Here is a 19092-nt window from a genome sequence, read left to right on the forward strand (position 1 = left end):
AGCAAGCCCCGAGGGGCCTGACGTGCGCGATACTGGGATTGAACCAGTGACCCCTACCGTGTCAAGGTAGTGCTCTCCCGCTGAGCTAATCGCGCCTGGTGCGGCGGTGTTGCAGCAGGCCCCGGAAGGCCCGTTACTGTGCGCGATACTGGGATTGAACCAGTGACCCCTACCGTGTCAAGGTAGTGCTCTCCCGCTGAGCTAATCGCGCCTGATGTGGCGGTCCTGCAGCAAGCCCCGAGGGGCCTGACGTGCGCGATACTGGGATTGAACCAGTGACCCCTACCGTGTCAAGGTAGTGCTCTCCCGCTGAGCTAATCGCGCGGGGAGGCCTCCCGGAAGAACCGGGAGGACCTCTTGGAGGTGGAGACGGGATTTGAACCCGTGTACACGGCTTTGCAGGCCGTTGCCTCGCCTCTCGGCCACTCCACCAGGCAACACATGAAGAACGATCTTACACTGTTCTCCATCGAGCGGACGACGAGATTCGAACTCGCGACCCTCACCTTGGCAAGGTGATGCTCTACCAACTGAGCCACGTCCGCCTGTCTCCCGGGGGGCTTCACCGTTTTTCTTCGGCTGCGCTCCCTGGCGACGTGTTGAACTCTAGCGGATTCCCGGGCCAGCTAAAAATCCGTTCCCGCAGCATGCCGAGGGGATGGCCGGCGAGTGCCGTCCCGTCAGCCCTCCCGGCCGACCACCGGCCACCACCTGCGCCGCTCCCGGACGATCATCCGCAGGCCACCCAGCGCACACCCGCACGACGCACGCGACTGCTCGTACGCGGGGGCGCGAGCCGGGCCGGGCCCACGCCCCCCGACCTACACTTCAGGCACCGCCCCCCAGCACCACCGCGCAGGAGAACCGTGTCCGGCCACCCCGCCCCCCGCACCCCGCTCGCCCGCTTCGGCGGCCGCCTCGCCACCGGACTGCGCGACGTCACCTCGGACCCGGCCGCCCTGGACTCCGCCGGCTACTGGGCCGTCGCCTACGACTTCGAGGGCCGCCTCACCTGCGCCCGCTTCGACGAGGTCCGCCCCGCCCCCGCCCCGCCCTCCGGCGCCGGCTGGCGCGGACCGGAGGCCGGCGGCTGGCACAGCTCCCTCGACCGCGCCGCCTACACCGCGGGCGTCCGCCGCATCCGCGAGCACATAGCCGCCGGCGAGGTCTACCAGGCCAACCTCTGCCGGGTGCTCTCCGCACCACTGCCCGACCCGGACCGCAGCGACGTCGACGCCCTCACCGGCCTCCTCGCCCACGGCAACCCCGCCCCCTACGCCGGCACCATCCGCCTGCCCGACCACGGCGTCGAGATCGCCACCGCCTCGCCCGAGCTCTACCTGCGCCGCACCGGCCGCACCGTCTCCTCCGGCCCGATCAAGGGCACCGGCCGCACCGAGGACGACCTCCTCGACAAGGACCACGCCGAGAACGTGATGATCGTCGACCTGGTCCGCAACGACCTCGGCCGGGTCTGCGGGACCGGCACCGTCACCGTCCCCGACCTCTGCGCCGTCGAGAAGCACCCCGGCCTGGTCCACCTCGTCTCCACCGTCGAGGGCACCCTGCGCGAGGGCGCCGGCTGGCCCGAACTCCTCGCCGCCACCTTCCCGCCCGGCTCCGTCACCGGCGCCCCCAAGTCCAGCGCCCTGCGGATCATCGACGCCCTGGAGACCGCCCCCCGCGGCCCGTACTGCGGCGCCGTCGGCTGGGTCGACGCCGACCGCGGCGAGGCCGAACTCGCCGTCGGCATCCGCACCTTCTGGATCGACCGGACGGACCCCGCCGCACCCGTCCTGCGCTTCGGCACCGGCGCCGGCATCACCTGGGGCTCCGACCCCGAACGCGAATGGGCCGAAACCGAACTGAAGGCAGCCCGCCTGGTCGCGATAGCGTCGGGCGGCGAACCCGGTGGCGAGTCCGGCAGCGGATCCGACCCGACCGGGGCCTAAGCCCCCACCGCCTAGGAGCAGCACCCGATGCACAACCGCACCACGAGCTGGGTCAACGGGGCCCTCGTCGACTCCGCCGACGCGACCGTCTCGGTCCTCGACCACGGCCTCACCACCGGCGACGGCGTCTTCGAGACCCTGAAGACGGTCGACGGCCGGGCCTTCGCGGTCACCCGCCACCTCGACCGGCTCACCCGCTCCGCCCGCGGCCTCGGCCTGGCCGACCCCGACCACGACCTGGTCCGCGAGGCCTGCGACCAGGTCCTCGCCGCCAACCCCGCACCGCTCGGCCGGCTGCGCATCACCTACACCGGCGGCAACGGCCCGCTCAGCTCCGAGCGCGGCACCACCGGCCCCACCCTGGTCGTCGCCCTCAGCGCGATCGGCCACCGCCCCGACGAGACCGCCGTCGCCGTCGTCCCCTGGCGCCGCAACGAGCACAGCGCCGTCGCCGGCCTCAAGACCACCTCGTACGCCGAGAACGTCGTCGCCCTGGCCGCCGCCCACCGCGCCGGCGCCTCCGAGGCCCTGTTCGCCAACACCGCCGGCCTGCTCTGCGAGGGCACCGGCTCCAACGTCTTCGTGGTCCTCGGCGGCCGCCTGCTCACCCCCGCCCTCGCCTCCGGCTGCCTGGCCGGCATCACCCGGCGGCTCGTCATCGACTGGTGCGGCGCCGAGGAGGCCGACCTCCCGCTCACCGCCCTCCAGGACGCCGAGGAGGTCTTCCTGACCTCCACCACCCGCGACGTCCAGGCCGTCACCCGGGTCGACGACCGCGAACTGCCCGGCATCGGCCCCGTCACCGCCAAGGCCATGGCCGTCTTCGCCGAGCGCAGCGGCGACGACCTCGACCCGTGATCCCCGGCCGGGGAGCAGGCCGACCGCGTGGATAACCTCCCCCGCAACGGGAAGGGACCACCACATGACCACCACGCTGCGCCCCGAGGGCCCGGAGACACCCACCGCGGCCGGCGGCCGCACCAGACGCTGGCTGATCCTCTCGAACGGCCGCCCGGTCGGCGCGGTGCGCACCACCGCCGACCCGCAGGGCGGTCAACTCTTCGGGAGAATATCCGAGTTGGAAGTCACCGAGGGCCGGGGCCGGGGCCGCGGCACCTTCGGCGGGCTGGCCGCCGAGGAGGTGCTGCGCACCTGGGGCTGCACCCGGGTCGACGTCGCCGTCCCGGAGTCGGCCGCGGCGGCCCGGGGGCTCGCCGCGACCCTCGGCTACACCGAGCGGGCCCTGGCCATGTCCAAGCCGCTGGTCGACGCCCCCGAGCTGCCCGTCGGGCTGAGCGCGCGCCCCTTCGACGACCCGGCCGAACTCCGGGCCTGGTACGAGGAGTCCGCGGACGACTACGTCCGCATGATGGTCGGTTCCGGACTCACCGAGGAACAGGCCCGCGCCCGCATGGCCGCCGGGCCGCAGAGCCCGCCCCCGCCGGACCCGGAGGCCCCCGGCATGGTCGTGCGCCGCCTGTACGGCGCCGACGGCGGGGAGGGCCCGTACGGCCTGCTCTGGCTGCAGCCGCGCCTGCGCGACCAGCCGGACGGCGAACCGCTCGCCTGGGTGATGAAGGTCGAGGTGTCCCCGGCCCATCAGGGCCAGGGACACGGACGCACGCTGATGCTGCTCGCCGAACGCGAGTGCCTGGCCGCCGGGGTGCGGCACCTCGGCCTCAACGTCTTCGCCGGCAACGAGGTCGCCATCCGGCTCTACACCTCGCTCGGCTACCGGGTCACCGAGCGCGTCTACGGCAAGCAGCTGTGACCGGGCGTGCGGTCAGGAGGACTTCGCCGCCTCGAGGACGGCCACGATCCGCTCGCGCAGCCCGTCCTGGCTCTGCCCGCCGTCGAGGCGCTTCCCGCCGATCACGTACGTCGGCGTGCCCGTGACCCCGATCGCCTTGCCCTCGGCCTGGTCGGCGTCGACGGTCAGCATGTGCCGGCCGTCGACCAGCGCGGTGTCGACCTCCTCGACGTCGGCCCCGACCTCCCGGGCCACCTCCAGCAGCACCTGCTGCCCGCGCGCGTCCAGCTCCGCGGTGCGGGCCAGCAGGGCCTCCACGAAGGGCCAGCCCAGCCCCTGCGCGAACGCCTCCTCGGCCGCCTCCGCGGCGGCGTAGGCGTGCTTGTGCTTCTCCAGCGGGAAGTGCCGCACCTCCAGCGGCAGCGCGTCGCCGTACTGTGCGCGCAGCGCCCGTACGTCGTCCAGCGCGGTGTGGCAGTCCGGGCACTGGAGGTCGCACCAGAACTCGAGGCGGGGGAGGGAACCATCGATCATTCCCTCAGTGTTCCACTAGTGGGCGCCCGCTCCGGCCGGAGGTGCGCCCGAGGGCGGACCGAGAGGAAGGCACCGATGACCAGGACGACCGGACACGAAGGAGCGGTTTCGTGCTGAGCGCGGCGATCAGCTTCATCCTCACGGCGGGCGGAGTGGCCTTCGCGGGGCTGCGGGCCTACCGGCGGCGCTTCCTGTCGGCGACCCGCTGGTTCGCGGTGGCGCTGCTGCCCGCCGGGCTCTACCTCACCGGCCTGTTCCCGCTGGCGAGCACGGTCGCCCGGGAGTTCGCGGACTGGGCGACCAGGCTGGTCTTCGACCCACGGGTCTGGACCGGCATCGCCCTGCTCGGCGTCTCCGCGGTCCTGCTGGTCACCACCCGCTGGGTGGGCCGCCGGGGCGGTACGGCGGTGGAGAGCACCCCGGAGCGCCCGGCCGCGGCCGGCCCGGCGCCCGAGCGCCCGGCGGTGGCGGCGCCGGCCCCCAAGGCCGCGAAGAAGCCGGCCGCGGGCAAGCGGGAGGACGGCCTCGGCGACTTCGCCGACATCGAGGAGATCCTCCGCAAGCGCGGGATCTGAGCGGGACGGGTGGATCCGGCGGACCGGGCGGACCCGGGCGGTCAGGCGGAGGGAACGGCCTCCGCCGACCGCTGCCGCGCCCGGTAGGCGGCGACGTGCAGCCGGTTGCCGCAGGTACGGCTGTCGCAGTAGCGCCGCGAACGGTTCCGGGAGAGGTCCACGAAGACCCGCGCGCAGTCCGGCGCCTCGCAGCGGCGCAGCCGCTCCCGCTCGCCCGCCATGAGGATGAAGGCCAGCGCCATGCCCAGCTCGGCCGCCAGGTGGTCGCCGAGCGCGGCGTGCGGCGCGAAGTAGTGGATGTGCCAGTCGTGGCCGTCGTGGTTGGTCAGCCGGGGCGTCGTCCCGGCGGCCGCGACCATCGAGTTGACCAGCTCGGCGGCCTCCGCGGTGGACTCCGTCGCGAACACCTCGCGCAGCCGGGTGCGCAGCTCGTGCACCCGCCGCAGGTCGTCCTCGGTCAGCGAGTCGATCTCGCTGATCTCCTGGCGGACCACGAAGGCGTCCAGTGCGGCGACGTCCGGCAGCCGCTCGGCGCCGCACACCTCGGGCGCGGTGTTGAGCAGCTCCACGAGGAGGCTCAGCGCGCACTCGGTGTCATGGGTGATCAGCACGTTGGGGGCTCCTCGCGCAGGGGGACTCCGATACCCCGCGTCCGCGGTTACCCCAGACCATACCGGGCCTCGTACCGGTAGGGCGGTGCCTTCTTTCGAAGATGTGTGCGCAGTCCGGCAAGGCGTCCGAAACCGGACACCGCCCGGGCCGGACGGCCCCCGGGGCACCGTCCGTAGGGCCGCCGGAAGACGTCGGCGCCCGGCACCGAGGCCGGCCACCCGTGAGGATGACCGGCCTCGGTGCCGGGCGCCTGCGGTGCTGGGGCCCGCTCCAGGGGAGCGGGACCGCCTCACCGGCCCCGAGACCGCGTCGTGCGCGGCTGAGTCCGCTGCCGTGCCCCCGAGTAGGACGGCTGCGATGGCGGCAGGCGGTATGGCCCCGCCGACAGCGGGGCGTGACCGCCCTCCGGACGGGGTCAGCTTTCGGCGAGGATGTGGGACAGCTCCCGGTCGAGGTCGAAGTGACGGTGTTCGGTGCCGGGGGGCACCGCGGCGTCCGTCCGCTTGAGGAACGACTCAAGCGCTCGGGCCGGGGCCTCCAGCAGGGCTTCTCCTTCCGGAGAGCTCAGTGCGATGCAGACCACCCCTTGCCCGTGACTACGGGACGGCCACACCCGGACGTCGCCGGTACCGGTGGGTCGGTGCAGCCCCTCCGCGAGGAGATCTCGGGCGAACACCCACTCCACGGTCTCGTCGGCGCCCGTGTGGAACGTGGCGTGCACGGCGTAGGGGTCGGCGGTGTCATAGCGCAGGCCCGCGGGGACGGGCAGTGAGGACTCGCTGGACACGATGAGGCGCAGGTGCAGCTCGCAGCTGACCGTGGTGTTCATAAGCGCCATGGCCTTTCGCTCAGTGTGCGCTCGGGGAATCGCACGTCGGCGAACGGACCATCCCACCCCCAAGACCGATGTAAACCCCTCTGTCCCGATTCGGGCGCGAGTCGTACCCCTTACGGCGCATTGCGGAATCGCCCCGCAGCGGCCGGGCCGGGCATTACCCGGGCGCTACTTGGTTAGTTTCCTGGCATGACTGTGCGAAACGACAAGAGGCGCGGGAACACGGGAACGGGTGAAGCAGCTGTGGCGGTTGACGCAGTCGTCGACGGCGGACGGGCGACCGGTTGACGGGCCCCGGCCGGCGTCCGCCGCACCCGGTCCGGCGGGTGGTGATCTCCCTGGCCGGCCCCGCGGGGTGCGCTCGGACCGGTCGCGCCGCCGCCCGGCTGGTGATCTTCCTGGGTGCGGGGGCCCGACCGACCGGGCCCGGCCCCGCACCGGATCCGCCGCGAGGTCACGGAGGCCGCCCGGCGGGCCGTGACCCGCGGGTGCGCCACCGCGAACCGGGGCGGCCGGACGGGAGCCCAGGGGGCGACCGGGAGCGGGGTCGCGGGCGGGGAGGGTGGTCGGAGCACCCTCCGGGATGCGGTAATGTTTTCTCTGCACCCGGGCGATTAGCTCAGCGGGAGAGCACTTCGTTCACACCGAAGGGGTCACTGGTTCGATCCCAGTATCGCCCACCGGAATGCACAGTGATACGTGAGGCCCAGCCGATTATCGGCTGGGCCTCACGTGTATTTCCGGAATCCGCCCGAAGAGCCGTCGGTAATCGCCTGAGGCACAGTCATCTTCCGCGTGGGGCGCGAGTTCTGCGGAGGTGTCGGCAGTACCCGGAACGGGCGAGTTGTACGACCGGCCCCGAATGGTGCTACAGTTCTTCTCGTTGCCCGGGCGATTAGCTCAGCGGGAGAGCACTTCGTTCACACCGAAGGGGTCACTGGTTCGATCCCAGTATCGCCCACCCGGACAGCACGCAGGCCCTGACCAGGAAACAGGTCAGGGCCTGCGGCGCGTTCAGGCCCGGGATACCGGGGCCGCCCGTCTACGCCGCCGCCTCGCAGCCGTGCTCCGGCTCCAGCCGGCGCCCGCAGCCGCACCGGGCCGGCCGCAGCGGCCAGGACAGGTCCACCCGCTCCGCCTTCCCCGAGCGGTCGAACCAGTTCTGCAGCCCCCGCGCCTGCGCCGCGTGCCAGACCGCCTGCCGCAGGTGCAGCTCCGCCGCCGACAGCCCGCCCAGCGCCGCCGGGTAGCGGGCGCCGATCCGCCGGGTCAGCGCCAGCGCCGCCGCCGCGTCCGCCGCCGCGTCGTGCGCCCCGGCCAACTCCACGCCGTAGTGGGCGCACAGGTCGGTCAGCGTCCGGCGGCCCTTGCGGTAGCGGTCCACGTGCTTGTCCAGCACCCGCGGGTCCAGCACCACCAACCCGGCCGCCGCCGGCCCCCCGGCCAGCGTCAGCCCGTGATGACGGCGCAGCTCCCGGTCCAGCAGCGTCAGGTCGTAGGGCGCGTTCATCACCACCACCGGATGCCCGGCCAGCGCCTCGGCCGCCAGCGCGTGGGCGACCTCCGCCACCACCGCGCGGGCCGGACGCCCGTGGGCGCGCACCCGCTCGTCGGTGATGCCGTGCACCGCGCGGGCGCCGTCCGGGATCGGAACCCCCGGATCGGCGAGCCAGGTGGTGGTCCGCGCCGGTGCGCCCGGCGCGAGCTGGACGACCAGGGCGGCGGAGACGATCCGGTCGTTCTCCACGTCCACGCCGGTCGTCTCGGTGTCGAAGGAGGCGAGCGGGCCGGTGTACCAGTGCTGCTGCATGACTGCCCCTCAGACGAGCGTTGCGCCCGGTTGATACCCGGTTCTGACGCCCCTTCAACCCGTTTGGCCCAAGCCCGACCGGGGATCCTGCCCATGACTGTCCCGATCGAATCGACCGACCCGTCCGGACACCGGGACGGGCCCGAGCCGGGGGAGGCCACGGGGCGATGGCACTGACCCAGCCGCAGCCCGAGGAGGCGGCGGCCGCACCGCGGGGGAACCTCGCGGTCACCGCCTGCATGGAGACGTTGCAGGTCGGCTACCTGCACGCGGTCGCCGCCGCGGCCGGCTGCTCGCTCTCCCAGCCGTTCCCGGACAACGGCATCGACTGGCACGTCAGCCACGGCTCCCGGGCGCACGAGGTGGACGACGAGGTCACCGTCAAGATCCAGCTCAAGGCCACCCAGCAGGTCGCGCCCGACCCGGCCGGACCGTTCTTCAGCTTCACCCTGGACAACGACCACCTGCGCAAGCTCGCCCGGCCCCGGGTCGCCGTACCGCGGATCCTGGTCGTGATGCTGCTCCCGCGCCGGGTCGACCACTGGCTGCGGGCCCGCCCGGACGCCCTGGAACTGCGGCACTGCTGCTACTGGGTCAACCTGGCCGGCCACCCCGTCACCGGGCAGCGGCGCACCAACGTCCGGGTGCCCACCGACAAGGTCTTCGACGACCGCGCGCTCTGCGACATCATGGCCCGGATCGGCGCGGGCGGCAGCCCGTGACGGCCCGGCCGCGGCAGGGAGGAACCGGACCCATGACACCGCCGTACCCACCGGGCGAGCCGGCCCGGCCCCTGCCCGACCCGGCCGCCGTCGACCCCGCCGTGCTGGCCACCCTGCTCGCCCGGCACGGCTGGGTCCGCCGCGGCGGCCCGGCCGCCCGGTACGGACGCTGGACCCCGCCCGACGAGGAGCCCGGCACCAGCCTGCTCGTCCCGGCCGGGGACGGCTTCGACGACGCCGTCGAACTCCTCACCGACGCCGTCGCCGCGCTCTCCCGCGCCCGCACCCCCTCCGCCCGCTCGATCCTGCTCGCCCTCGCCGTCCCCGGCGACGAACTGCGCTGGCACCGCGAGCCGCCCGGGCCCGCCGGGACCGTCTCCTGGGACGAGGCCGAGCGGCTCAGAGGGGCGGCCCGAGGGATGCTCGCCGCAGGCGCCAAGGCCGCCCGCACCAGGGCCGGCTACTTCGGAGCCCGGCTGGACGGCCTCGCCGGGGACTACCTGGACCGCGTCCTGCTGGTCGAACAGGGCGCCGCCCTCACCGCGTACACCCCCGCCCCCGAGGGCCGCGCCGCCGTCACCACCCTGGTCCGGGCCCTGGAGGCGCTGCGCGACGCGGTCGACTACCGGCGGGTCAGCGGCGGGCCCGAGGCCTTCGGGAACGCCGTCCGGGCCGGGGTCAGCCGCGAGCTCGTCCGGTCCGTCGAGGACCTGGTGCGCGACGCCACGGCCGCCCGGCTCAGCGTCGCCTGGTCACCCGCCGCCGGGACACCGGGCGGCTTCGGCGACCGCCGGATCGACCTCGACTTCTCGCCCGGCGACCTGCCCGCCCTGGCGGAGGCCGCCGACCTGCTGGAACGGACCGAACCCGCCATCGCCGTCACCGTGCTCGGCGTGGTCACCCGCCTCAAGCGCGCCGACCCGGCCGGACCGGGCTCGGTACGGCTCCGGGTACTGACCGGCGCCGACGTCCGGGAGCTCAAGCTCCGCCTGCCCGACCCCGATTACCGGCTCGCCGCCGAGGCCCACCTCGCGGGCCTGCCCGTCCGGGTCTCCGGCCGGCTGGACCGGCACGACGGCTTCCGCCGGCTCGTCCGCCCGCACGGACTGGAGCTCCGCGGCTGGGAGGACGGGGACCGCGAGCGGCTGCTGAAGTCGCTCGGAGAGAAGACGGAAGAAGGGGGGGAAGGGGCGTAGGTGGACGGCAGGGGCGGCGCTCTCGGTACCATCGTCACGCGCAGCGCAGTGTTGCGTCCTCTGAAATCCAGCACGTCAGGAGAGACCGGTGACGGACGTCCGGGTAATCATCAGCCGCGAACCCGATCGGGAAGAGCGCGTGGTGACGACGGGCACCACGGCCGCCGAGCTCTTCGCCGACGACCGCTCGATCATCGCCGCCCGTGTCGGCGGCCAGCTCAAGGACCTCGCCTACGCCGTCCAGGACGGCGACGAGGTCGAGCCGGTCGAGATCGGCAGCAAGGACGGCCTCGACATCCTGCGCCACTCCACCGCGCACGTCATGGCCCAGGCCGTGCAGCAGCTCTACCCCGAGGCCAAGCTCGGCATCGGCCCGCCGGTCAAGGACGGCTTCTACTACGACTTCGACGTCGAGAAGCCCTTCCACCCCGATGACCTCAAGGCCATCGAGAAGCGCATGCAGGAGATCATCAAGCGCGGGCAGAAGTTCTCCCGCCGCGTGGTCACCGACGAGGCCGCCGCCGAGGAGCTGGCCGCCGAGCCGTACAAGCTGGAGCTGATCGGCCTCAAGGGCTCCGCCGCCACCGCCGGCGAGGGCGCCGACGTCGAGGTGGGCGCCGGCGAGCTCACCATCTACGACAACCTGGACGCCAAGACCGGCGAGCAGTGCTGGGGCGACCTCTGCCGCGGCCCGCACCTGCCCAGCACCCGCCACATCCCGGCGTTCAAGCTGATGCGCAACGCGGCCGCCTACTGGCGCGGCAGCGAGAAGAACCCGATGCTCCAGCGCATCTACGGGACCGCCTGGCCGACCAAGGACGAGCTCAAGGCCCACCTCGACTTCCTCGTCGAGGCCGAGAAGCGCGACCACCGCAAGCTCGGCAACGAGCTCGACCTCTTCTCCATCCCCGAGGAGATCGGCTCCGGCCTCGCCGTCTTCCACCCCAAGGGCGGCATCATCCGCCGGGCCATGGAGGACTACTCGCGCAAGCGGCACGAGGAGGAGGGCTACGAGTTCGTCTACACCCCGCACGCCACCAAGGGGAAGCTCTTCGAGAAGAGCGGCCACCTCGACTGGTACGCGGACGGTATGTACCCGCCCATGCAGCTCGACGAGGGCGTGGACTACTACCTCAAGCCGATGAACTGCCCGATGCACAACCTGATCTTCGACGCGCGCGGCCGCTCGTACCGTGAACTGCCGCTGCGCCTCTTCGAGTTCGGGACGGTGTACCGCTACGAGAAGTCCGGCGTCGTGCACGGCCTCACCCGGGCCCGCGGCTTCACGCAGGACGACGCGCACATCTACTGCACCCGCGAGCAGATGGCGGAGGAGCTCGACTCCACGCTGACCTTCGTGCTCAACCTGCTCCGCGACTACGGTCTGACCGACTTCTACCTGGAGCTGTCGACCAAGGACCCGGTCAAGTACGTCGGCAGCGACGAGACCTGGGAGGAGGCCACCGCCGTCCTGGCGAGCGTGGCCGAGAAGCAGGGCCTGCCGCTGGTGCCGGACCCGGGCGGCGCGGCCTTCTACGGCCCGAAGATCTCGGTGCAGGCACGGGACGCCATCGGCCGGACGTGGCAGATGTCGACAATTCAGTTGGATTTCAACCTCCCCGAGCGCTTCGACCTGGAGTACACGGCGGCGGACGGCTCGCGTCAACGGCCGGTCATGATCCACCGGGCGCTGTTCGGCAGCATCGAGCGGTTCTTCGCGGTGCTGCTGGAGCACTACGCCGGCGCCATGCCGCCGTGGCTGGCTCCCGTCACCGTGACCGGCATCCCGATCACCGACGAGCACGTGCCGTACCTGCTGGAGGTCGCGGCCGAGCTCAAGAAGCACGGGATCCGGGTCGAGGTCGACACCTCGGACGACCGCATGCAGAAGAAAATCCGCAACGCACAGAAGACCAAGACGCCGTTCATGCTGATCGCGGGCAACGACGATGTCGAGGCGGGTGCGGTGTCCTTCCGCTACCGCAACGGCGAGCAGAAGAACGGCGTGCCCCGTGACGAGGCCATCGCCGAGATCGTTGATGCTGTGGCGCGTCGTATCCAGGTGTGAGGTGGGCCCCGCCTGAGCGGGGGTGATCCGAAGATTCGGAACGCGCACCGGAGGAAGGTGCCGTAGGCCCCGCGTTCGCGGGGTTGCGCGGGGCAGGCTCTCGATGAGTCTGCCCCGCGCGGCTTTGCAAGCCCCGTCGGGCGAATATGCTGATCAGCATGACGACTGAGCCGGAACTTCAGCGGGGCGTCGGCGAGCCGGACGGCTTCCGCCGCTTGTGGACGCCTCATCGGATGGCGTACATCCAGGGTGAGAACAAGCCCACCGGCCCGGCTCCGGACGACGGTTGTCCGTTCTGCTCGATCCCGTCGCTGAGCGACGAGGAGGGGCTGGTCATCGCCCGGGGGAGTGCCGTGTTCGCGGTGCTGAACCTGTACCCGTACAACGGCGGGCACCTGATGGTGGTCCCGTACCGGCACGTCGCCGACTACACGGACCTGGACGAGGCCGAGACGGCCGAGCTGGCGGACTTCACCAAGAAGGCGATGACGGCGCTGCGGGCGGCCTCCGGGGCGCACGGGTTCAACATCGGGATGAACCAGGGCGCGGCGGCCGGGGCCGGGATCGCGGCGCACCTGCACCAGCACGTGGTGCCGCGCTGGGGCGGGGACACCAACTTCATGCCGGTGGTCGGCCACACCAAGGTGCTGCCGCAGCTGCTGGCGGACACCCGGAAGATGCTGGCCGAGGTCTGGCCGCAGGGCTGATCCACAGCACGAGCGCAAGAGGGCCCCACCGAAGAGATCCCGGTGGGGCCCTTCCGCGTTCCGCGGGTCAGCCGGCGTTGAAGGTGTCGACGTCGTACGGGCGGGGGCTCTGCGCCTCGGACTTGATGATCGAGGTGCGGTTCTTGAAGAAGCGGTCGGCGTCCAGGTCGTGCTCCTCCAGGAACTCCAGGGTGGCCGCGTGGACGGCGGCGAGCACCGGGACGGAGGCGTTCTGGGCGTTGTCGACCATGGAACGGTTCTCCCAGGCCCGGCCGGCCCAGATGTGCCGCAGCCCGAACGGCTCGGGCAGGCCGAGTCCGCCGCCGAGCCAGGTGAGCAGCCCGGGCATCCGGTAGAACGGGGCGCGGACGGCCTGGCGGACGACCTCGTCGTTGTCGATCAGGGGGAGCTTGACGGTGCGCTCCTCCCAGAACTTCACGGTCTTGGCGACCGACTTCTCCTTGTCCTTGGGCTTGTCGAAGAAGACGCCCTTGACCGGGCCGAGCGCGTAGCCGGACACGGTGATGTTGAGGACGTTGGCGAGCAGGGTGACGGTGACGGTGAAGGTGAGGACCAGCTTGCCGTCGTGGGTGATGAACTGGGTGGCGAGGTAGTGCCGGGGGCCGCCGGAGAAGGTCTGCTTGTCGGCGACGCTCTGGACGGCGAAGTCGCGCATCCGGTCGCCGTCCATGTCGGCGTTGCCGGGGCGGCTGATCTCGTCGGCGCCCTCGCCGATGTCGAAGACGACCCACTGCTTGATGGCGACGTTGGGCATGCCGCTGTTGGCGACGTGGCTGACGCCGAGGCCCTTCAGGTGGGAGGAGATCCGGCGGATCAGGTCCCAGGGGTGGAAGGCGCGGAAGTCGACGTGGCCCTCGGCGGGGTGGAGGGTGTCGGCGAGGCGCCATTCGCCCCAGCGGCGGCCGGCGCCGAGGATGCCCTTGGGACCGGCGTAGTGGTGGATGTTGGTCTCCTGCTCGGCGTCCAGGCGGCCGAGCTTGTCGCGCAGGTCGGCGGCCTTCTTGTCGAGGTCGTCCCGGGGGACGGCCTTGGCGACGGTGGCGGCGACGGCGCTGCCCTCGACCAGGGCCTGCCAGCGGCTGCGCAGGTCCTTGGCGGAGCGCTCGACGATCCGGCGGGCGAGGTACCAGCCGATGACCGGCGCGAGCATGGTGACGCGCAGGTAGACGCCGATGAAGCCGGTGGCCGGCGGGCGCAGGGCGAGCAGGACGGCGAGGGCGGCGGCCGCGGCGAGCACGATGCCGCCGTAGACGGCCGCGTTCTTCGGGTTGTCCCGCTTGAGCCAGGCGCGGAGCTGGAAGGCGCCGAGCCAGACCAGGGTGCCGGGGAGGAAGAGCACGCCGGTGGCGATGGAGACGGTGCTGAGCTGCCGGTCGCGGGTGTTGCGCAGTTCCTCGGCGGCCAGGCAGTGCTCGACGACCTGGCGGGTGTCGACTCCGAAGGCCGGGACGAGGGGTTTGCGGGCGCCGCCCAGGGCGCGGGAGACCAGCGCCTTGCTGAAGGCCTCGCCGAGGTTGGGGCGGAAGAGCGCGAAGCGGCCCTTCTTCGCGGTGGCGTCGGTGACGGCGCCGACGAAGCCCTGGATCTCGCCGTCGCGGTAGGCGGTCGAGGAGAGTCCCTGGGTGATGGCGGTCTGCGGCCCGGTGTCGGTCCGGGGTATCTGCGCACCCGGGGTCATGTCGAGTGTGGTCACGGTGGCGTCCCCTCCTCCCCTTGTCAGCGGCAGGTTACCGTGCCGTGGCACCCCCGCGCGGATGATCGTCTGAAGTACCGTCACCGGAGGCCTGAGGGGCATGATGCCCAGCTTCGGGCGGGTCGATGCCCGCCGTGGGAGGGATGGGGGCGGTGGGGCAGGATGGGTGGTGGGAGTGACGAAAGGGGCGCGGCCGTGAAGGATCCGGTGCTGGTCTTCGACGGGGACTGTTCGTTCTGCTCGTCCTGCGTGCGCTGGGCGGAGCGGTACCTGCGGCAGACGCTGGCCTCGGGGGGCTGGGAGGCGGTGCCGTTCCAGTTCGCGGACCTGGCGGGGCTGGACGGGCGTGCGGGCGGGCGGGGCGAGGTGTCGGCGGAGCGGGCGGAGCGCGAGGTGCTCTGGGTGACGCCGACCGGCCGGGTGTACGGGGGCGCGCAGGGGGTTGCGCGGCTGCTGATGCGCTCCGGCGGGGCGTGGGCATATCTGGGCGCGGTGTTGACGGCGGCGCCGGTGCGGCCGTTGGCGGGGGTGGTCTACCGCTGGGTGGCGCGCAACCGGCACCGGATGCCGGGGGGTACGGCGGCGTGCGCGCTGCCGGCCCGGAAGCCCGTCCGGCCGTAGACCCGTCCGGCCGTGGTCGGGCGCGGGGCCGCTCAGTCGGTGTAGCGCTCGGCCAGGGCGGCGGGCATCGGCTCGTGGCGCAGGTAGGCGCGGGAGAACTCGGCGGTGCCGTGGGTGAGCGAGCGCAGGTCGACCGGGTAGCGGACGAGTTCGAGTTCGGGGACCTCGGCGCGCAGCAGGGTGAGGCCGGTGCCGCCGGTCTCGCTGCCGAGGACGCGGCCGCGGCGGGCGGAGAGGTCGCCGAGGACGGCGCCGAGGTAGTCGTCGGGGAGCAGGACGCTGACGGCGGCGACGGGTTCGAGCAGGCGGATGACGGCGTGCTCGGCGGCGTCGCGCAGGGCGAGGGCGGCGGCGTTCTGGAAGGACGCGTCGGAGGAGTCGACGGAGTGCGCCTTGCCGTCGGTGAGGGTGACCCGGACGTCGACGAGCGGGTGGCCGGTGGCGACGCCCTTGGCGAGCTGGGCGCGGACGCCCTTCTCGACGGAGGGGATGAAGTGCTTGGGGACGGCGCCGCCGACGACGTGCTCCTGGAACTCGAAGCCGGAGCCGGCCGGGAGCGGTTCGACCTCCAGGTCGCAGATGGCGTACTGGCCGTGGCCGCCGGACTGCTTGACCAGGCGGCCGTGGCCGGCGGCGGCGGTGCCGAAGGTCTCGCGCAGGGCGACCTTGGGCTCGACGGTGTCGACGTGGACGCCGTGGCGGGTGCGGAGGCGGTCGAGGACGACCTCGGCGTGGGCCTCGCCGGTGCACCAGAGGAGGAGCTGGTGGGTGTCGGGGTTCTGTTCGAGGCGTAGGGCCGGGTCCTCGGCGGTGAGGCGGGCGAGGGCCTGGGAGAGCTTGTCGTCGTCGGCCTTGCTGTGGGCTTCGACGGCGATCGGCAGGAGCGGTTCCGGGAGGTTCCAGCCGTCGAGTTCGACGGGGTGGCCCGGGTCGTGGACGGTGTCTCCGGCGCGGGCGGTGGTGAGTTTGGCGGCGCAGACGAGGTCGCCGGCGACGGCGTGCGGGACGGGGCGCTGGAGTTTGCCGAAGGGGCTGGTGAGGGCGGTGACGCGTTCGTCGCCGTTCTGGTCGGCGGTGTGGGCGGTGCCGGTGAGGTGGATCCGGGTGTCGGGGCGCAGGGTGCCGGCGTAGAGGCGCAGCAGGCTGATCCGGCCGACGTAGGCGTCGCCGGTGACGCGGACGACCTGGGCGGCGAGCGGGGCGTCGGGGTCGCAGGCGGGGGCGGGGCGGGTGCGTTCGGTGGGGTCGGGGAAGGTGTGGGCGATGAGGTCGAGGAGTTCGGCGGCGCCGAGGCCGTTCTCGCTGGTGGGGACGGCGGGGTGGAGGGTGCAGGAGAGGACTTCGCGGCGCAGGCCGGCTTCGAGGGAGTCGGTGTCGAGGGGGTCGCCGGAGAGGTAGCGCTCCATGAGGGTGTCGTCCTGGCCGGAGATGGCCTCGACGAGGCTGTCGTGGGCGGGGGTGGTGTCGGGGAGGGGGTCGGTGTCGCCGTAGGTGTCGCCGGTGAGGAGGTCGACGCTGCCGTCGGGGTGTCCGTCGTGGAGGACGGGCAGGAAGAGCGGGCGGAGGGTGTCCGGGCCGAGGTCGAAGGCGTCGTGGCAGGCGGTGAGGATGTCGTCGAAGCCGGTGTGGGCGAGGTCGAGTTTGGCGACGGCGATGGCGCGGGGGATGCCTTCGGCGGCGCATTCGCGCCACAGGGCGCGGGTGGGGGCGGTGACCGGGTCGGTGGCGGAGACGACGAAGACGGCGGCGTCGGCGGCGTGCAGGGCGGCGCGCAGGTCGGCGGTGAAGTCGGGGTGGCCGGGCGGGTCGATCAGGTTGATCTTGACGCCCTTCCAATCGAGGGGGAGGAGCGCGAGCTGGACGGAGCGCTGCTGCTGGTGCTCGATGTCCTCGTGGTCGGAGACGGTGGTGCCGTCGGTGACGCGGCCGGCCCGGCCGGTGGCGCCGGAGGCGAGGGCGAGGGATTCGGCGAGGGTGGTCTTGCCCACACCGCTGGGGCCGATGAGGACGACGTTGCGCAGGTCCTTCGGGCCGTTGACGGGGGGTGCCTGGCCGGCTCGTGCCGTGCTGCGGTCGGGCATCGGGGTCTCCTCCCGTGGCGCCGAGGCTGTCTTTGGCAGTCTAGGGTCGGGTTCTGCGGGGCGCGTGTCGTAGGGGCCGGTCGGTGACGGTCCGTGTGTGGGTGGTGGCGGGGGCGCCGACCCGGCGGTGCGTGCGCCGGAGCGTGTCTCCGGCGTGGCTACGATGGGTGGGCCGGACGGGCTGATCCGCCCGGCCGTCTGCCGCGCGTTCCGCGCCAGGCGGTATCTGGGAGATCGGAGCGGCTGGGAAGGCCATGCTCAACAAATACGCGCGTGCCTTCTTCACACGTGTCCTGACCCCGTTCGCCGCGTTCCTGATCCGCCTCGGTGTGAGTCCGGACGCCGTGACGCTGATCGGTACCGCCGGTTCGGTGGCCGGTGCGCTGGTGTTCTTCCCGCGTGGGGAGTTCTTCTGGGGCACCATCACGATCACGCTGTTCATCTTCTCGGACCTGGTCGACGGGAACATGGCCCGCCAGTTGGGCCGGACCTCGAAGTGGGGGGCGTTCCTCGACTCCACCCTGGACCGGGTCGCGGACGCGGCGATCTTCGGTGGTCTGGCGATGTGGTACGCGGGCAAGGGTGACGACAACCTGCTCTGCGCGGTGGCGATCTTCTGCCTGGCGAGCGGTCTGGTGGTGTCGTACACGAAGGCGCGGGCGGAGAGCCAGGGCCTGCCGTGCGACGTGTCGGGGCTGGTGGAGCGGGCCGAGCGGCTGGTGGCCAGCCTGGTGGCGGCCGGGGTCGCGGGTCTGCACACGTTCGGTGTGCCGTACGTGGAGTGGCTGCTGCCGGTGGCGCTGTGGCTGGTGGCGGCGGGCAGCCTGGTGACGGTGTTCCAGCGCATGCTGACCGTGCGCCGGGAGGCGTTCGAGGCCGACCGAGCGGCGGCCGGGAGCTGATGGGGGGCGTCCTGCGGTGACGGACCGACTGGTGTACTGGGCGTACGCGCTGGGGTGGGGGCTGCTGAAGCACCTGCCGGAGCGGGTGGCCGCGGGGCTGTTCGACCGGCTGGCGGACTACGCGTGGCGCAAGCGCGGCAAGCGGGTGCTCCAGTTGGAGGCGAATCTGCGCCGGGTCCGTCCGGGGTTGGACGAGGCCGCGATGCGGGAGCTGTCGCGGGCCGGGATGCGCTCGTACCTGCGGTACTGGATGGAGTCGTTCCGGCTGCCGGTGTGGAGCCGGGAGCGGGTGGCCCGGGATGTCCAGGTGGACGGCTTCGAGCACCTGCGGGAGACGCTGGAGGCCGGTCGGGGCGCGGTGATAGCGCTGCCGCACATGGGCAACTGGGACCTCGCGGGGACCTGGGTGGCGCAGCAGGGCTACCCGTTCACCACGGTCGCGGAGCGGTTGAAGCCGGAGCGGCTGTTCGACCGGTTCGTGGAGTTCCGGGAGGGCCAGGGCATGGAGGTCCTGGCGCTGACCGGCGGTTCGGTGAACGTGATCGGGACGTTGGCGCGGCGGCTGCGCGAGGGCCGGCTGGTCTGCCTGGTGGGGGACCGGGACCTGTCGGAGGCGGGTATCGGGGTGACGTTCTTCGGTGAGGAGACCCGGATGCCGGCCGGTCCGGCGGCGCTGTGCCAGCGGACCGGGGCGGCGCTGATGCCGGTGACGCTCTGGTACGACGGTCCGGTGCTGCGGGGCCGGATCCACCCGGAGGTGCCGGTGCCCGAGGAGGGCGACCGCAAGGAGCGCACCCGGGCGATGACCCAGGCGATGGCGGGGGTGTGGGAGCGGGGCATCCGCGAGCACCCGCAGGACTGGCACATGCTGCAGAGGTTCTGGCTCGCCGACCTTCCGGTCCGTGAGACGGTGAAGGCGGCGCCCGCGGAGGGGGCCCCGGAGCCGGTGGCCGAGGCCTCCGGGTCCTGATCCGTTCCGCCGTCCCGCCCGCACGACCGTCCGAAGGAGCTTG

Annotated in this window: 17 protein-coding genes and 7 tRNA genes; 13 read left to right on the forward strand and 11 right to left on the reverse strand. The window is 72.6% G+C overall.

The window, feature by feature from the left end; all coding sequences use genetic code 11:
* Positions 1-23: 23 nt before the first annotated feature.
* The 5 genes from ACFRQN_RS01095 to ACFRQN_RS01115 form a co-directional block, all read right to left on the reverse strand.
* Positions 24-95: transfer RNA gene (locus ACFRQN_RS01095), tRNA-Val, on the reverse strand.
* A gap of 44 nt (positions 96-139) precedes the next feature.
* Positions 140-211, reverse strand: a tRNA-Val gene (locus tag ACFRQN_RS01100).
* A gap of 41 nt (positions 212-252) precedes the next feature.
* A tRNA-Val gene (locus ACFRQN_RS01105) sits at positions 253-324 on the reverse strand.
* 34 nt (positions 325-358) lie between these two features.
* Positions 359-432, reverse strand: a tRNA-Cys gene (locus tag ACFRQN_RS01110).
* 40 nt (positions 433-472) lie between these two features.
* A tRNA-Gly gene (locus ACFRQN_RS01115) sits at positions 473-545 on the reverse strand.
* Between the two features lie 321 nt (positions 546-866).
* Here ACFRQN_RS01115 and ACFRQN_RS01120 point away from each other — a divergent pair.
* The 3 genes from ACFRQN_RS01120 to ACFRQN_RS01130 all read left to right on the forward strand — a co-directional run bounded on the left by ACFRQN_RS01120 (position 867) and on the right by ACFRQN_RS01130 (position 3723).
* A complete protein-coding gene (locus tag ACFRQN_RS01120; RefSeq protein ID WP_049656197.1) occupies positions 867-1952 on the forward strand; it encodes a chorismate-binding protein in 1086 nt (361 codons plus the stop codon).
* 27 nt (positions 1953-1979) lie between these two features.
* Entirely contained in the window at positions 1980-2810 is an 831-nt protein-coding gene (locus ACFRQN_RS01125) for an aminotransferase class IV (RefSeq protein ID WP_380737389.1), read from the forward strand.
* 64 nt (positions 2811-2874) lie between these two features.
* Positions 2875-3723, forward strand: a complete 849-nt coding sequence (locus tag ACFRQN_RS01130; protein WP_375876749.1) for a GNAT family N-acetyltransferase — start codon at positions 2875-2877, stop codon at positions 3721-3723.
* A gap of 12 nt (positions 3724-3735) precedes the next feature.
* Here the strand turns inward: ACFRQN_RS01130 and ACFRQN_RS01135 are convergent, their stop codons facing one another.
* A complete protein-coding gene (locus ACFRQN_RS01135; protein ID WP_117487168.1) occupies positions 3736-4236 on the reverse strand; it encodes a DsbA family protein in 501 nt (166 codons plus the stop codon).
* Between the two features lie 110 nt (positions 4237-4346).
* Here ACFRQN_RS01135 and ACFRQN_RS01140 point away from each other — a divergent pair, with 110 nt between their 5' ends.
* On the forward strand, positions 4347-4811 hold the full coding sequence (locus tag ACFRQN_RS01140; RefSeq protein WP_074002367.1) for a hypothetical protein: 465 nt from the start codon (positions 4347-4349) through the stop codon (positions 4809-4811).
* A gap of 41 nt (positions 4812-4852) precedes the next feature.
* Here the strand turns inward: ACFRQN_RS01140 and ACFRQN_RS01145 are convergent, their stop codons facing one another.
* Positions 4853-5422 (reverse strand): CGNR zinc finger domain-containing protein, encoded by a 570-nt coding sequence (locus ACFRQN_RS01145; RefSeq protein WP_049656188.1) that lies wholly within the window; start codon positions 5420-5422, stop codon positions 4853-4855.
* 416 nt (positions 5423-5838) lie between these two features.
* On the reverse strand, positions 5839-6252 hold the full coding sequence (locus ACFRQN_RS01150) for an SsgA family sporulation/cell division regulator (RefSeq protein ID WP_030056266.1): 414 nt from the start codon (positions 6250-6252) through the stop codon (positions 5839-5841).
* A gap of 614 nt (positions 6253-6866) precedes the next feature.
* On the opposite strand from ACFRQN_RS01150, the gene ACFRQN_RS01155 reads away from it, so the two are divergent.
* Both ACFRQN_RS01155 and ACFRQN_RS01160 read left to right on the forward strand, forming a co-directional pair.
* Positions 6867-6938: transfer RNA gene (locus ACFRQN_RS01155), tRNA-Val, on the forward strand.
* Positions 6939-7147: 209 nt separating this feature from the next.
* Positions 7148-7219 (forward strand) — tRNA-Val (locus ACFRQN_RS01160).
* Between the two features lie 81 nt (positions 7220-7300).
* On the opposite strand, the gene ACFRQN_RS01165 is transcribed toward ACFRQN_RS01160, so the two are convergent.
* A complete protein-coding gene (locus tag ACFRQN_RS01165; protein WP_074002368.1) occupies positions 7301-8068 on the reverse strand; it encodes an exonuclease domain-containing protein in 768 nt (255 codons plus the stop codon).
* 167 nt (positions 8069-8235) lie between these two features.
* On the opposite strand from ACFRQN_RS01165, the gene ACFRQN_RS01170 reads away from it, so the two are divergent.
* From ACFRQN_RS01170 to ACFRQN_RS01185, 4 genes are all read left to right on the forward strand, one after another.
* Positions 8236-8790 carry a DUF4365 domain-containing protein gene (locus ACFRQN_RS01170; protein ID WP_049651441.1) on the forward strand — a complete coding sequence of 185 codons (555 nt, stop codon included), beginning with the start codon at positions 8236-8238 and terminating at the stop codon, positions 8788-8790.
* Between the two features lie 32 nt (positions 8791-8822).
* Positions 8823-9986 (forward strand): hypothetical protein, encoded by a 1164-nt coding sequence (locus tag ACFRQN_RS01175; protein ID WP_380737392.1) that lies wholly within the window; start codon positions 8823-8825, stop codon positions 9984-9986.
* Positions 9987-10074: 88 nt separating this feature from the next.
* Positions 10075-12054 carry a threonine--tRNA ligase gene (gene thrS, locus ACFRQN_RS01180; protein ID WP_380737394.1) on the forward strand — a complete coding sequence of 660 codons (1980 nt, stop codon included), beginning with the start codon at positions 10075-10077 and terminating at the stop codon, positions 12052-12054.
* A 146-nt stretch (positions 12055-12200) separates the two neighbouring features.
* Complete coding sequence (locus ACFRQN_RS01185) at positions 12201-12761, forward strand: HIT domain-containing protein (RefSeq protein WP_049651438.1); 561 nt, start codon at positions 12201-12203, stop codon at positions 12759-12761.
* A 67-nt stretch (positions 12762-12828) separates the two neighbouring features.
* Here the strand turns inward: ACFRQN_RS01185 and ACFRQN_RS01190 are convergent, their stop codons facing one another.
* Positions 12829-14475 carry a hypothetical protein gene (locus ACFRQN_RS01190; protein WP_079272097.1) on the reverse strand — a complete coding sequence of 549 codons (1647 nt, stop codon included), beginning with the start codon at positions 14473-14475 and terminating at the stop codon, positions 12829-12831.
* A 195-nt stretch (positions 14476-14670) separates the two neighbouring features.
* Here ACFRQN_RS01190 and ACFRQN_RS01195 point away from each other — a divergent pair, with 195 nt between their 5' ends.
* Positions 14671-15096: a thiol-disulfide oxidoreductase DCC family protein gene (locus ACFRQN_RS01195; protein WP_380737396.1), complete on the forward strand. Its 426-nt coding sequence runs from the start codon at positions 14671-14673 to the stop codon at positions 15094-15096.
* Positions 15097-15128: 32 nt separating this feature from the next.
* Here ACFRQN_RS01195 and ACFRQN_RS01200 read toward each other — a convergent pair whose 3' ends face one another.
* Complete coding sequence (locus tag ACFRQN_RS01200) at positions 15129-17177, reverse strand: elongation factor G-like protein EF-G2 (RefSeq protein WP_380737398.1); 2049 nt, start codon at positions 17175-17177, stop codon at positions 15129-15131.
* Positions 17178-17431: 254 nt separating this feature from the next.
* Here ACFRQN_RS01200 and pgsA point away from each other — a divergent pair, with 254 nt between their 5' ends.
* Positions 17432-18079, forward strand: a complete 648-nt coding sequence (gene pgsA, locus ACFRQN_RS01205) for a phosphatidylinositol phosphate synthase (protein WP_049651434.1) — start codon at positions 17432-17434, stop codon at positions 18077-18079.
* A gap of 16 nt (positions 18080-18095) precedes the next feature.
* Positions 18096-19049, forward strand: a complete 954-nt coding sequence (locus ACFRQN_RS01210) for a phosphatidylinositol mannoside acyltransferase (protein ID WP_380737400.1) — start codon at positions 18096-18098, stop codon at positions 19047-19049.
* The last annotated feature ends 43 nt before the right edge of the window (positions 19050-19092 follow it).

Source organism: Kitasatospora sp. NPDC056800 (assembly GCF_042789775.1).
In the GTDB taxonomy this organism is placed as follows: domain Bacteria; phylum Actinomycetota; class Actinomycetes; order Streptomycetales; family Streptomycetaceae; genus Kitasatospora.